At 40.8% G+C, this 13,795-nt stretch carries 11 protein-coding genes, 3 tRNA genes, 1 other RNA gene and 1 pseudogene; 5 read left to right on the forward strand and 11 right to left on the reverse strand.

The annotated features are described in order from the left end of the window. Positions 1-57: 57 nt before the first annotated feature. From rpoN to SCALIN_RS12670, 11 genes are all read right to left on the reverse strand, one after another. The gene (gene rpoN, locus SCALIN_RS12620; protein ID WP_096894836.1) at positions 58-1,518 is read right to left on the reverse strand and encodes an RNA polymerase factor sigma-54; all 1,461 of its coding nucleotides are present in this window, start codon (positions 1,516-1,518) and stop codon (positions 58-60) included. 21 nt (positions 1,519-1,539) lie between these two features. After that, complete coding sequence (gene recR, locus SCALIN_RS12625; RefSeq protein ID WP_096894837.1) at positions 1,540-2,148, reverse strand: recombination mediator RecR; 609 nt, start codon at positions 2,146-2,148, stop codon at positions 1,540-1,542. Positions 2,149-2,168: 20 nt separating this feature from the next. Further along, positions 2,169-2,510, reverse strand: coding sequence for a YbaB/EbfC family nucleoid-associated protein (locus tag SCALIN_RS12630; protein ID WP_096894838.1), 342 nt, complete (start codon positions 2,508-2,510; stop codon positions 2,169-2,171). After that, on the reverse strand, positions 2,507-4,228 hold the full coding sequence (gene dnaX / locus SCALIN_RS12635; protein ID WP_096894839.1) for a DNA polymerase III subunit gamma/tau: 1,722 nt from the start codon (positions 4,226-4,228) through the stop codon (positions 2,507-2,509). Before dnaX ends, SCALIN_RS12630 begins: the two co-directional genes overlap by 4 nt. A 25-nt stretch (positions 4,229-4,253) precedes the next feature. Next, an RNA gene (ffs, locus tag SCALIN_RS12640) (signal recognition particle sRNA large type) lies at positions 4,254-4,519 on the reverse strand. A 22-nt stretch (positions 4,520-4,541) separates the two neighbouring features. Continuing rightward, positions 4,542-4,631 (reverse strand) — tRNA-Ser (locus SCALIN_RS12645). Positions 4,632-4,712: 81 nt separating this feature from the next. Further along, positions 4,713-4,799 (reverse strand) — tRNA-Ser (locus SCALIN_RS12650). Between the two features lie 63 nt (positions 4,800-4,862). Beyond that, on the reverse strand, positions 4,863-5,333 hold the full coding sequence (gene tadA, locus SCALIN_RS12655; RefSeq protein ID WP_096894840.1) for a tRNA adenosine(34) deaminase TadA: 471 nt from the start codon (positions 5,331-5,333) through the stop codon (positions 4,863-4,865). A gap of 34 nt (positions 5,334-5,367) precedes the next feature. Further along, positions 5,368-5,441 (reverse strand) — tRNA-Arg (locus tag SCALIN_RS12660). A gap of 480 nt (positions 5,442-5,921) precedes the next feature. Next, positions 5,922-7,034 (reverse strand): NAD(P)/FAD-dependent oxidoreductase, encoded by a 1,113-nt coding sequence (locus SCALIN_RS12665; RefSeq protein ID WP_162532301.1) that lies wholly within the window; start codon positions 7,032-7,034, stop codon positions 5,922-5,924. A gap of 86 nt (positions 7,035-7,120) precedes the next feature. Further along, positions 7,121-7,951 carry a rhodanese-like domain-containing protein gene (locus SCALIN_RS12670; RefSeq protein WP_096894842.1) on the reverse strand — a complete coding sequence of 277 codons (831 nt, stop codon included), beginning with the start codon at positions 7,949-7,951 and terminating at the stop codon, positions 7,121-7,123. 255 nt (positions 7,952-8,206) lie between these two features. Between SCALIN_RS12670 and SCALIN_RS12675 the strand changes: the two genes are divergently transcribed. The 5 genes and pseudogenes from SCALIN_RS12675 to SCALIN_RS12695 all read left to right on the forward strand — a co-directional run bounded on the left by SCALIN_RS12675 (position 8,207) and on the right by SCALIN_RS12695 (position 13,793). Beyond that, a complete protein-coding gene (locus SCALIN_RS12675; protein ID WP_096894843.1) occupies positions 8,207-8,677 on the forward strand; it encodes a tetratricopeptide repeat protein in 471 nt (156 codons plus the stop codon). Positions 8,678-8,914: 237 nt separating this feature from the next. Then, positions 8,915-9,667: pseudogene (locus SCALIN_RS12680) on the forward strand (PDDEXK nuclease domain-containing protein); the annotation flags it as partial. A 326-nt stretch (positions 9,668-9,993) separates the two neighbouring features. Continuing rightward, on the forward strand, positions 9,994-12,303 hold the full coding sequence (locus tag SCALIN_RS12685; RefSeq protein ID WP_096894844.1) for a type I restriction-modification system subunit M: 2,310 nt from the start codon (positions 9,994-9,996) through the stop codon (positions 12,301-12,303). A gap of 133 nt (positions 12,304-12,436) precedes the next feature. Continuing rightward, positions 12,437-13,228, forward strand: a complete 792-nt coding sequence (locus SCALIN_RS12690; protein ID WP_096894845.1) for a restriction endonuclease subunit S — start codon at positions 12,437-12,439, stop codon at positions 13,226-13,228. After that, entirely contained in the window at positions 13,161-13,793 is a 633-nt protein-coding gene (locus tag SCALIN_RS12695) for a restriction endonuclease subunit S (protein WP_162532302.1), read from the forward strand. Before SCALIN_RS12690 ends, SCALIN_RS12695 begins: the two co-directional genes overlap by 68 nt. The last annotated feature ends 2 nt before the right edge of the window (positions 13,794-13,795 follow it).

The following is a 13,795-nucleotide window of genomic DNA, read 5'->3' on the forward strand; positions in this document are numbered from 1 at the left end:
GTTTTTTTTATGATTTCAACAACCTTCTGTTTTTTAGCAAAACGTTACAAGTGTGTTTCAACACTCTTTTCTTTTTCTTGATGAAGGAATTTTCATACTTCTTCTATATTTAGTTACCGTTCTGCGTGCGATATCGCCACCCATTTCTCTTAATTTGGCAGCAATCTCCTCATCGCTTAATGGGCTTGATTTGTCTTCTTCTTCAACAATTTTTAACAGTTTTTGCCTTGTCGCTTCCCACGATTCCATGTTACCATCAGCATTCATAAACCCACCAGTAAAAAAATATTTCAACTCAAAAATTCCTTTAGGAGTTTGAACATATTTATGAGCTATGGCTCGGCTTACTGTTGATACATGGATTCCCACCGCATCAGCAACATCCTGCATCTTTAAAGTTCGAAGAGCGAGGGTCCCCTCTTCAAAAAACTGTGTCTGCATTTCTACTATCTTGGCTGCCACTTTGTACAGTGTTCCTTTTCTCTGTTCAATAGCATCTATAAGCCATCTGGCAGATTCGATTTTTTTGCGAATATAACGCCTTGTGTTTATATCATAACCTTTACCAACAAGTACGTCTTTATAAAACGAGCTTATATAAATGCGCGGTAGATTATGGTCTCCTACGAGTGTGACCTCATATTTTCCGTCCACACAATCCACTTTGACTTCCGGCGTTACATAAGGAATCCGTTCATTGCCAAAAAGAGAACCGGGTTTGGGATTCAGTGTCTTAATAAACTCTATTACCTTTTTGATCAGCTCAAGATTATAACCCAGCTTTTTTGCTATAAGCTTATATTTCTTTGTTTCAACGTCTTCAAGGTGATTTGAAATTAATTCTTTAGCAATAATGTAATCAGGGTCCCGTTCATCCAGTTGTAGCAGAAGACACTCTTTCAAGTTCCTTGCACCAACGCCAAGAGGCTCCATGCCTTGTATGATTTCCAGCGCTTTATTTGCCTGTTCAATACTTACGGGCATTTCTATTGGCTCAACAATTTCTTCCAGAGGATAAGCCAGATATCCAATATCATTGATGCTATAAATTATGTTTTCACAGATTGCCATAAACGTATCATCTAACTCCATAATCGACAACTGGCCAAGAAGATAATCCTGGAGCGACATTGATCCTGCGGCTGTATTTTCCAGCGCTTCCTGTTTACGGTCTCGTTCATCGACAGCATCACTTCTTTTTATATTTGTTTGAGAAAAGTAGTCTCCCCAATCATCTGCCATTTCTCCAAGCCTTTTAAACTCTTCATCCTCCTGCGCTTCTTCCTGATTTTTACCTTCTGTAAGCTCTTCATCAAGCGTTTTTTGCTCATCTGTTTTCTGTTCATCTTTTTCTTCGTCAGCAACTTCTTCTAAAACGGGATTCTCCATCAACTCTTGCTGAACATGTTCTACTAAAGCCAGCATAGGAAGCTGAAGTATCTCAATGGACTGGATCACCTGGGGTGCCAGTTTCATCTGTTGTCGAAGTTGCGGCGATAATACTGTATCTATTCTCATAAATTGTAACCTTGAAAAATCTTAATCCTTTTGTATTAATTTTCTACCATGAATCGCATCGGCAATAACCGCGGAGTTCGCATACTCCAGATAACTTCCCGAGGGCATGCCTCTCGCCAGTTGTGTTACTTTTATTCCTAAAGGCTCTAAACGCTCATGAATGTACATGGCAGTGACATCACCTTCCATATTCGGATTTGTGGCAATGATCACTTTTTGAATATTATTCTCCCTGGCTCTATTTACTAATTTATCAATATTAATATCTTCCGGAGCAACATTTTCCAGAGGATCGATATGCCCAAACAAAACGTGATAAGTTCCTTCATAGAAGCCCGCTTTTTCAATCGCAATAAGGTCTTTTGGTTGTTCCACTACACATATCTTTGTTTTGTCACGCCCGTGGTCAGCGCAGATGTGACAAGGGTCGCTCTCTCCAATATTACAACAAATCGAACAGTAACTTACATTTTGCTTAACATTCCGTTTCGCAACAGCTAATTGCATCACCTCATCATGAGGTAGCCTGAGAATGTAGTGCGCTATTCTTTCAGCGCTTTTCTGACCTATACCTGGCATCCTGCCCAGCTCTCTCATGAGATTCAACATAGATTGAGGATACGTTTTCATATTTATATATATCGTCTTTTTTAAAACATATTTGGCATTCCCGGTATATTCAGACCACCCGTCATCTTTCCCATCTCCTCTTGATACATTTCCTGAGACTTTTTCATGCCCTGTGATACTGCCGCTAGTATAAGATCTTCCAACATCTGGACATCATCCGGATCGACAACTTCCTTATCAATCTTTATAGATAGAAGCTCTTGTTTTCCATTAACATGCACGGTTACCATCCCACCGCCGGAACTGGTTTCTATAACACGCTCTTTAAGGTCGGCCTGAATAGATTCCATCTGTTTCTGCATATTCGCAGCCTGTTTTTGCATTTGCTTCATCATGTTGCCCATGTTACCCATACCCTTCATCCCTTTTCCTCCTTTATATTAACAATTGACCCGTCAAAAAACTCGACTGCTTTTCTCACCATAGGCTCATTTTTTACATCATCTAATTTGTTGCTTTTTCCTTCCTGCACCACTCCATGTCCTCTCTTCTTATTATCAACGGCCTTAAAGCCATTTTTTGAAACTATGAACTTTACATGAATCTTCTTACCGATTACCTTTTCCAGGCAGTCATCAATTATCCGCTTTTCTTCAGGTTTTTCAAGCCTTTCTTTGTGAATAAGATAATTCTTAGGGACTTCTACAATCGCTTCGCTATCAACTATGTGTAATGCTCTTGCATTCTGTAACAGGGCCCAGGTTGTTTTCTTTTTTTTCTGTAGTTCAATCATTGCCTTATTCCAGGTCTCAGTAAAACTGATATCAGGACTTACCTGTTTATCTAACACTACATTATTATGAGATGGCGTTTCTTGTATTTGCGTCTTTACTGGTATCGATATCTCCGATTTTACTTGTATCTCAGGTGTAACCGGTACTGTAACATCAGCTTTGTTTATGACCATTACCTTGTCTGTCTCCTCTACGTTACCCTCAAACATCTTTTTCATTCCTTCTATTTTGTCTAAAACAGAGCTTAGCGGACTTAACTCTTCCATCGTCGCAAGCTTTACAAATAAAACTTCCAGATAAACCTTCTGTTGAAGTAAATCTCTGGTTTTTGTTTTAGCTTCGGAAATCACCTGAAACATATACATTAATGTTTCAGGTGAAAGTGATGAGGATTGCGTTTGTAACAGATTAAGATCACCTGATACCGTTTCTATAGCATTAGGTTCCTCTTTGCAAACAGAAATAAGGAGTAAATCACGAATATAAAGAAGCAGTTGGTCAATAAATCCTTCTATATCTTTACCGCTTTCCAGGATTTTATGAAATACCTCGATAGATAATTCAGGATTTTTTTCAATAAAGCTGTTAACCAAACTTGAAAGTTTCTCTTCACTGACAACACCAAAAATATCGTAAACATCTCTTAATGTTATTTTTTCATGACAAAAGGAGGCAAGTTGGTCCAGGATTGATTCGGAGTCCCTCAAACCTCCCCTGGCATATTTTGCAATGGACTGGAGCACCTCTTCCTCTGCGGCAATATTCTCTGTTTTACAAATCTGTGCAAGCCTGTCACTGATATCAGGTATAGAGATATTCTTGAAATCGAACCTCTGGCAGCGCGACTGAACGGTATCAGGCACACGGCCTGGTGAAGTGGTGGCAAAGATAAATTTTACATGTTCAGGCGGCTCCTCCAGCGTTTTCAAGATTGCATTAAACGCTTCCTTCGTCAACATGTGCACTTCATCAATAATATAAATTTTATACCTTGACGCAGCGGGGGCATACCCCACATTTTGCCTGATATTTCTTATTTCATCTATGCCACGGTTGGATGCGCCATCTATTTCCAGAACATCAATATCATTCCCGTTTGTAATGCTGTTACATGTAGAGCATTCATTGCAAGGGTTATAGGTAGTTCCTTTTTGACAATTCAGGGCTTTGGAAAGTATTCTTGCCATAGATGTTTTACCAACCCCTCTTGGGCCGGCAAACAGGTAAGCATGCGCGACACGGTCTGTACGAATGGCGTTTACCAATGTAGTAACTACATGTTTTTGGCCGACAACTTCATGGAACGATTTTGGTCGATATCTTCTCGATAGAACTATATATGACATATCTTTTCAAAATTAGATAAAATGGCCGTGCACTTTTATTCGATTTTCTTTCCGTTGGACTCTCCAGGCAGTTAGCTCCAACCAGGCAACCCCACGGCACATAAGTACAAATGCTTATGGCTGCTTGCTTCCGCATCTGACCAGGTTCACATAGCCTCATTGCATGAGACCCAGCCTTCAACACCACTTGCTTAAAAAGTACCAAAAGTCCGAAAAACCTCCAAAAAGCGATCGACCCTGCATAAGCGGATTGCAGGTAACAAGGAACCGCTAGCTCCCCGTCTAGCACGGCCAGTAATTCAACTAATTATTATGGCGGAGAGGGCGGGATTCGAACCCGCGAGGCAGTCACCCACCTACACGCTTTCCAAGCGTGCTCCTTCGGCCACTCGGACACCTCTCCAATCAGAGATTGAGTGAAGGGGAACAATCCTGCCTCAATCCGGGTAAATACTGTTTCAGGGAATAACACTCCATACCGGAACGGAGGGAGCGAGATTCGAACTCGCGTGAAGATTTCTCCCCAACTGGTTTTCGAAACCAGCGCTTTCAGCCGCTCAGCCATCCCTCCATTTTACTATGGTCGAATAACCTGTCTGCCGCGGAAAACCAGCCCTCTGCTATGGTGCAGGAATCAATCACCTCTGCGTTTTTCCAGAAAGAACCGTTTCAAAAGCAGACTGCACTCATCCTCTAAAACCCCCGAGATAACGTTCACGCGGTGATTAAAACGAGGATCATTAACCAGATTTACGGTTGACTCACAAGCGCCCTGTTTTTTATCTTTCGCTCCGTATACCAGGTTTTTAACCCGGGCCTGGACTAACGCCCCCGCACACATTGCGCATGGTTCCAGAGTCACATACACGGTAGTATCGCTTAGCCTCCAGTTTTGAAGAGATGCAGATGCCTGTGTGATTGCAATCATTTCAGCATGGGCTGTGGGGTCTAATAACATCTCGCGTTGATTATGCGCTTTTGCAATTATGCTATTGCCATGAACGATTACAACTCCTACAGGGACCTCATCTTTTTCCAATGCCTTATTTGCTTCAGTGATTGCCTGCCGCATATAAAACTCATGCGAACGGTATTCAGTTAACATAAACGTTACCACTAGAGCTCAAAGAGAATTTATACGCGCCCAGCACGATTCGAACGTGCAACCCCCGGTTTCGTAGACCGATACTCTATCCAATTGAGCTATGGGCGCTCAGTTTATAATATACTAGTATAAGGGGCTTATGTATTGCGCCACACATGAAAGTCAATTGAAAACACTCAAAATTATCAATTTTATTGAATTTTTTCATAAAAGTGCAACAAATATAATAGTTTTCAGTCAAACAAGGTTATATAGTATTTTTTGTTATAAGTTTTTATTATAAGCAAGAATGATACCTTTAGCTTCAATTTACCTATAGTAGTTAATAATTTAAATTTAGCAACTAAAAAACCTGTGCTCAGCACGTCCACCAGACGCATGCAAACACATGTTTTTTATTGGTCAGTTTTTGTAAAAATCCCAATGACTTAGTATTGCTAAAGCGGCCGACATTCCCGGTGCGAACCGTCTCACTTTCAGCAACCTTCTCTTTGTAAACCGTAAAAACCGCATATCACCTGCAATGGCTTTCAGATTATCCAAGGCCTTCGACAACAGTCCAGAGGTATGGCTGGATTTTGTGTTTTGTTATTCCTGTGATTGGAACTTCTTCATAAATCTGCGATCAATATAATTCTTAATTATAAAGGCGAGCCTTCCTCCTATTACCATCTTTTTTTTTCGCAAAACTCCGGTACCGTCTCCCATATTAAAAATGAGCAGGTACTCTCCGCCGGGATCAAAAGTATGAAGTTCTGTCTCATCTAAAGATGCCATGAGATTGTGGTAAAGGACCGGATTTTCCCGTACTGCGTAAACCCCAACTTTATCAAGTGGCTTGTCTGTAAAATAAATACAATCTCCACCTCCGAATATTTCAGCATGTGCGGTACATTGAAGGTATTTGTTGACAAGGAGCTCTCCTTCAGGGCCGGTTGGTAATCCTGATTTCTGAAAGACGGGATACGTCTTTATTCCATGAGCCAGAAGGATTAAGTCCACAAAATGTTTTTGCCCTGATTCCATGACAATCTGTCCGGTTTTTACCTCCCTTACGAAATCATTTTCCAGGATTTCTATACCGCGTTTTGTCAAGGATCGGAAAATTCTGTTGCGAACATTTTCCGGAAAATGCTCCATAAATTTTTCACCTGAAAAGATCGTTATTACCGGGATATTTTTGCCATAGTATTTTCCCAATCTCCAGATGTTTCCGGCAGTTTCAGCAGAAGAAGGACCGCCTCCTATTATTCCGATAGAAATATTTTTTTGTAAGGTAAGTTCAAGCATTCGCTCCTGTACATGCATCAGTAATTCAATCGGCTTTACCGGGAAGATATCTGTGTCTGTTCCTGATACAATCGTCATTGGTACATAACTGCCGACATTACATGAAAGCACATCGTAGGTAATAGTCTGGCCGGAATCAAGGTATACCGTTCGGTTTTCAGGATTAACGCGATTTACTCTATCCTGCATAAACACACCACCCTGTTTCTCTACTACTTGTTTTGTCGCAAAGCGGACCTCTTCCGGGTTGTATGTTTTTCCCAACATCCCCGGGCCCATACCGGAATAATAGTGGTAGGGTGATGGGCCGATAAGGGTTACTTTATGACCTTTTTCAATAAATTTGTGAAGATTGGCAAGTGTCAGCATATGCGCGTGCCCACCGCCGGCAATTACGAGATGTTTTCCCAACGTTACCTCCATAATTAATGAAAAAGGGTAAACAGATTTGATGCATACCGGTGCGGCACATTATCAATAAGAATATAATACCCGGATCATATACTTTCGATCAATTTACCCAGTTGTGCCAGATGAGTCCGCTCTTCATCAGCAATCTGCCTCAATACTTTTTGAGATTGAGAATCCCCGGCTCTTTCACTAGCACGTAAATAGAGGTCAAGTGCCTGTGCCTCAATTGACATTGCCACTTCAATAATGTCTGTTACCGATTCCCAGTCCGGATGAAAAAGATTTGCATACTCTTCTGTAGTAAGACCTCCTTCAAGTTTCTTGACAGCAACACTTTTTTCAAACTCTTCTCTGGTTACGGATTTCTCCGTGATTTTGCTATACTCTTCTAAAATACGATTCTGGTGTTTAATCTCTATTTCAGATAGTTTCTCGAAGAGGTTACTGGCATCACTGTTATTTACTCTGGCCTTCATTTCAAAATAAAAATTTCGCAGGCCTTCCTCAAGAGAATAAGCGACTATCAGGGTCTTTTCAACCGATTCGTTACCGGTAAAAAGTTCCAACCCCTTGTTCTCTGTTCCAAAAGCGGCCTCACCTTTCCATGCCTTAAATCCTCCGGAAAGATTATAAACATCACCGAATCCCTGTGCCGCCATCATCTGGGCGGCAATCCGGCTGCGTCCTCCTACGGCACAGTATACAACGGTTGCTTTATCAGGATCTATTTCACCAATCCGTGATGTTATTTCCGGCAGGGGTATAAGTTTGGCTCCCGGGATATGACCTGTCTCATATTCCTTAGGTTGACGTACATCTAAAAAGGTAAGTTCATCGGGAGGTTTTTCCTCCCTATACTCTCTCGCCTGGTCCACATTAATCGATTTAACGGGAGTGAGAAATTGTTTCCAGCGCATAATACCCTCCTTTAAACATTGTAAACGATAATAGGTAAAGACAACTATGTAATAATACATGTTTTGTATAATATTTCACCTCATTTCCAGGCGTTTCTATGTACAGGCTTATGCCCATTTATCCTCCAACGTTTTTTCTCTGTCTCCCTGGAGCCCTCACGATGAATAATCTTTTGTATTGAAAAACATACATACTCTTTTATAATAAAAATTAATTAGCAGTTGCTGCAATTCAATTTTTGACACATTTCAAATATGAAGAGACCATATCTATTAATAATCACAGTAACCATGTGGTTTGTTTTCACGGGCGGTATTTCTCTGTCAGAGGACTTTAACGTGGAGTCGATAGAAGCTTACAGGCAGGCCGCAGAGAAGAATCCTCATGATGCAAAGTCTTATTTTAATCTTGGTATTGCCTGTCTCAAATCAGGCATGTACCAAGAATCGATTGAGTCATTAAAGCAGGCAATAAAAATCGTTCCTGATGACGCGGAGGCCCATAAAGCTCTCGGTTACGTCTGTCTGAATTTATACTTGTATGAAGATGCGATTGAAGCGTCAAAGCAGGTTTTAAGGATTAAGCCTGATGCCACAGCACATTATAACCTTGGTTACATTTATAATGCATCAGACGATAAAGACTCTGCCTTAAAGCAGTATGAAATACTGAAAAGTCTTGATTCTGAACTGGCCAACAAACTGTTAAAATTAATTAATAAATAATTCCGGCGTTTCTGCTGGAGAGAGAAACACAAAAATGAAATCATTAGAAATGGCAAAAACATTTTAAAACCGGAAATAACTAATATTTCAGAACATGGTTTCTGGATTCTTTCAGATAAAAAAAAAGAACACTTTCTTCCTTTTGCGAAACAACCTGTTTCGCAATTAGAAATTGGAAAAAGCCAACAAGCTGCTGGCCAGATTTCATCACAAGCTCCTTTGCAGTCGAAAAAATCAATTGGGCAACAAGCGGTTGCCCAATTAACACAAATTCCATGGGGACACAATATTACCATCATATCCAAGTGTAGAAACCCGGATGAAGCTTTCTTCTATATTCAAAAAACCATTCAAAACAACTGGTCAAGGTCTGTTCTGACTCATCATATTGAAAGTAATCTGTTTAAGCGAGAGGGTAAAGCCATAACCAATTTTAAGGCCACATTGCCGAAACCACAATCAGATTTAGCCAACGAAACTCTGAAAGACCCCTATAATTTCGATTTTCTGACATTAACAGAAAAACATAACGAAAAAGAGCTGGAAAATGCTTTGGTAAATCATGTCACCAAATTTCTGCTGGAATTGGGAGCCGGGTTTTCATATATAGGTCAGCAATACAAACTGGAAGTTTCCGGTGATGAGTTTTTTATAGATTTGTTGTTTTATCATGTACAGTTGCATTGCTATGTAGTGGTTGAACTGAAATCCGTAAAATTTAAACCGGAATTCGCCGGTAAACTTAATTTTTATGTATCGGCGGTAGATGGGACTTTAAAATCAGAGCAGGATAATGCTACTATCGGTATTCTTATCTGCAAGTCAAAAAATGATACAGTGGTGGAGTATTCCCTGAAGGATGTCCATAAACCGATTGGAGTAAGTGAATATATAATCACAAAAAATCTGCCTGATGAATTCAAATCTTGTTTGCCAAGCATTGAAGAGATTGAGACGGAATTGAATGGAGGGGAAGAATGGCAACAGTAGGAAGCAGTTACTAATCACCTTTAAAATATTACTGTAGAATTGTCATTTTTACCCGACGATTTGTTTGGCGGGACCTACTTGATCTGGGATTTTTTTCTATTCTTAATATATCTCCATAAAAATAGTTTTACCTGTTTTTAAATAAGTAGGATTTTCTCCAATAAACATTTTCCGTACATATTATCTTAGGGCATAGTTTTTATTTGATAATAATGTTACATTTTATATGAAATAGTTGTAACGTGTTCGTTATAAAGGACTTCTTATTTGACAAGTAAGTTGCAGAATCAAAAATATCATAATAATTACTATTGGAAAATTAGTATATGACTCAAACAACTAACAATTTGGCAGCCTATATCTGGTCTCTGGCCGACCTTTTACGCGGCGATTTCAAACAAAGCCAATATGGCCGGGTGATCTTGCCGTTTACTCTGTTACGTCGCCTTGAAGGGGTACTGGAAGAGAGTAAAGATGCTGTACTGGCCGAATATGAAAAAGTAAAAAAGATGAACCTACCGGAAGTAGGCGAAGAAAAAAAGCTGTTACGTGCTACCGGAGGTTTATCATTTTTTAACACTTCCAAGATGGACCTCTCCAAACTGGGTGAATCCGGTATAAAGGATAACCTGGAATCTTATATTCAGGGTTTTTCCAAAGATGCCCGTGAGATATTTGAGTACTTTAAATTTGGTGAGTATATCGGACAACTTAACGATGCCAACCTGTTGTATAAGGTTATGCAAAGAGTCAGGACAATGGATTTAAGCCCTGAGGCAATTTCCAACTATGAAATGGGTCTGGTGTTTGAAGAGCTGATCCGCCGATTTGCTGAAAGCTCTAATGAAACCGCAGGAGAACACTTTACCCCGCGTGATATCGTGCGTCTCACCACCTCGCTGGTGTTTATGGAAGATGATGACGCCCTAACCAAAGCGGGCATTATACGCACCATCTACGATCCCACAGCAGGTACCGGCGGTTTCCTTTCTTCAGGTATGGAGTATGTGCATGAGTTAAACCCTCAGGCAGTTATGCGTGCCTTTGGCCAGGAGCTCAATCCGGAGAGTTATGCTATCTGTAAAGCGGATATGCTGATCAAAGGGCAGGACGTCACCAATATCAAATTTGGCAACACTCTTTCCGGTGATCAGCTCTATGCCGATAAATTTGACTACATGTTATCCAATCCTCCTTTTGGCGTTGATTGGAAAAAGATTGAACAGGATATAAAAGACGAAAATAAGCTCAAAGGTTTTGATGGGCGTTTCGGCCCTGGGTTACCCCGTGTATCTGACGGATCGCTGCTGTTTCTGCTGCACTTGATCAGTAAATTGAGGGACGCTTCCGAAGGGGGCGCCCGTATCGGTATTATCCTCAACGGCTCACCTCTATTTACCGGCGGTGCGGGGTCTGGTGAATCGGAGATACGTCGCTATATATTAGAAGCTGATCTATTAGAGGCCATTGTCGCACTTCCTGCCGACATGTTCTACAATACCGGTATTGCCACCTATGTCTGGGTGCTGTCTAATAAAAAATCAAAGGAACGTAAAGGCAAAGTTCAACTGATTAATGGAGTCAACCTCTATGGGAAAATGCGTAAATCTTTAGGTTCTAAGCGTAATGTAATGGGTGATGATGACATTGCCACCATTACCCGCTGCTTTGGCAATTTTGATGTGGTCGATGCACGTGAGCTGGATAAGCCGGCAGATACTAAAAGCAACCGTGGACGCCAATCGGAAAACTCGAAGACGGAGGCGCCGAAAACCTTTGGCAGTAAGATCTTTAACACGTATGAATTCGGCTACCGCCGGATCACCATTGAACGCCCCTTGCGTGAATCCTGGCAGTTCAGTGATGAACGCATTGCCGAGCTGCGCTTTGCCCCCAAACCCTTAAACGTGGCTATGAAATGGGCATATGCTGAATACGGAAGCAACTGGACTGACGATATTGATTGTGACTCTTATGGCGTATTAAGCGAGAACGAAACGGATATTCGCACGCATATAAAAAATCACTTTAGCGAGCTGAAAGAGAAACAGATTAAAGATCTGTTAGACATCAAAACCTGGTTAAACCAGAGACAGATACTGTTAAAAGCCAGACAACTGCAACAGATCATTGGTTCAGAACAGCATGACGATATGAATGGTTATGATGATGTCATTAAAGGAACAGGTATCAAATTAAAGGCCAATGAGAAAAAACAGATAACTGTTGCCGTCAGTTGGAGGAACCCGGATGCGGAGAAAGTCATTAAGAAAATCCATAAGGGCAAGGCCAATCCTGTTTACGGATTGTTTAAGGTAGGTGGTGAGGTGGTTGAATACAAAGCAGATGGTGATCTGCGTGATAACGAGAATGTTGCCCTTGATCCTTCCAGGCCGGTTAACGAAATCAACGAAGCTTACTTTGCCAAAGAGGTACAGCCTCATGTGCCGGATGCCTGGATAGATGCTGGAAAAAAAGATGAAAAGGATCAGGAGATCGGTATTGTGGGTTATGAAATTCCCTTTAATCGCCATTTCTATGTCTATCAGCCGCCACGAGATCTGGCGGAGATTGATGCGGATTTGGATAAGGTGAGTGCGGAGATTATGGATCTACTTAAAGAGGTGCATTCATGATGACGAATTGGCATGGATGTAACATGTGTAGGATGGGCAAAGCGAAGCGTGCCCATCTATCTGTTCCATCAATAACACCCAAAGATGGGCACGGCAAGCCTTTGCCCATCCTACAGTGTGTGGGGTATTCATAATGACGGGTAGATACCAAGCGTATCCGGAGTATAAGGATTCTGGGGTAGAGTGGTTGGGGGAAGTACCAGAACACTGGGATGTAAAAAAATTAAAATTTATTGCTAATATTCACCCAAGTAACATTGATAAGAAAACAAAGGATGGTGAACTACCAATAGTTTTATGTAATTATACTGATGTTTATTACAATGATTTTATTGATAATTCTATAGATTTTATGAAGGCTAGCGCAACAATAGAACAGATTGAGAAATTCACTCTTCAAGCTGGTGATACAATTATCACGAAAGATTCTGAAGACCCTAATGATATAGCAATACCAACTTTCGTATCTGAGAACATGCCCGGAGTTGTTTGCGGTTATCACCTTTCAGTGATTAGACCTTTTAATAAATCTTATAGTGCTTATGTTAAGCGAGTTTTTGAATGTGAGTACGCACGTGCATATTTTGCAACAAGATCAAATGGATTAACTCGTTATGGATTGGGGACATATGCGTTAGAAAATGTATTTTACCCACAACCTATTAAAGAAGAAGCGGTGGTAATCGCCAATTTCCTTAACCACGAAACAACCAAAATCGATACCCTGATCGAAAAACAACAACAGCTAATCAAACTGCTGAAAGAAAAACGCCAGGCAGTGATTAGCCATGTCGTTACCAAAGGTTTAAATCCCGATGTCGCCATGAAGGATTCTGGTGTTGAGTGGTTGGGGGGGGGTGCCGGAGCATTGGGGTGTTTCTTCTTTAGGTTATTATGCAAACATTTCTACTGGTGCAACTCCTGACCGATCTAAGAAGGAGTACTGGGGTGGCGATATTCCGTGGATTAAAACTGGAGAAGTTAAATATAAAGAAATTCTTGAAACAGAGGAACATATTACACCAGAAGGTGTATGTAATTCGGCAGTAACAATTTCACCGCCTGGTACTTTATTGATGGCTATGTATGGACAAGGTGTTACGCGAGGCCGTGTTGCTATATTAGGTGTCTCCGCAACTTATAACCAAGCCTGCGCAGCGATTACTCCAAAAGAAACAATGTGGAATAAATATTTACGTTATTTCTTTATAGCGGCCTATCATGCAATTAGAGACGGTGGTAACGAAACAAGTCAGATGAACCTTAATGCAGATATTGTAAGTAAATTTAAGATTACAATACCAGAAATTAATGAGCAGCATCAAATAGTTAAATATCTAGATTTTGAACTGGAGAGATTTGATAAGTTAATCAAAAAAGCAGTTGATGCTATTAAGTTAATGCAAGAACGCCGCACAGCCCTAATCTCCGCCGCCGTTACCGGAAAGATAGACGTTCGCAAATGGAAGCCCCCGGAACAAAATAAATAAAA

It is taken from the genome of Candidatus Scalindua japonica (genome assembly GCF_002443295.1).
Classification (GTDB): domain Bacteria; phylum Planctomycetota; class Brocadiia; order Brocadiales; family Scalinduaceae; genus Scalindua; species Scalindua japonica.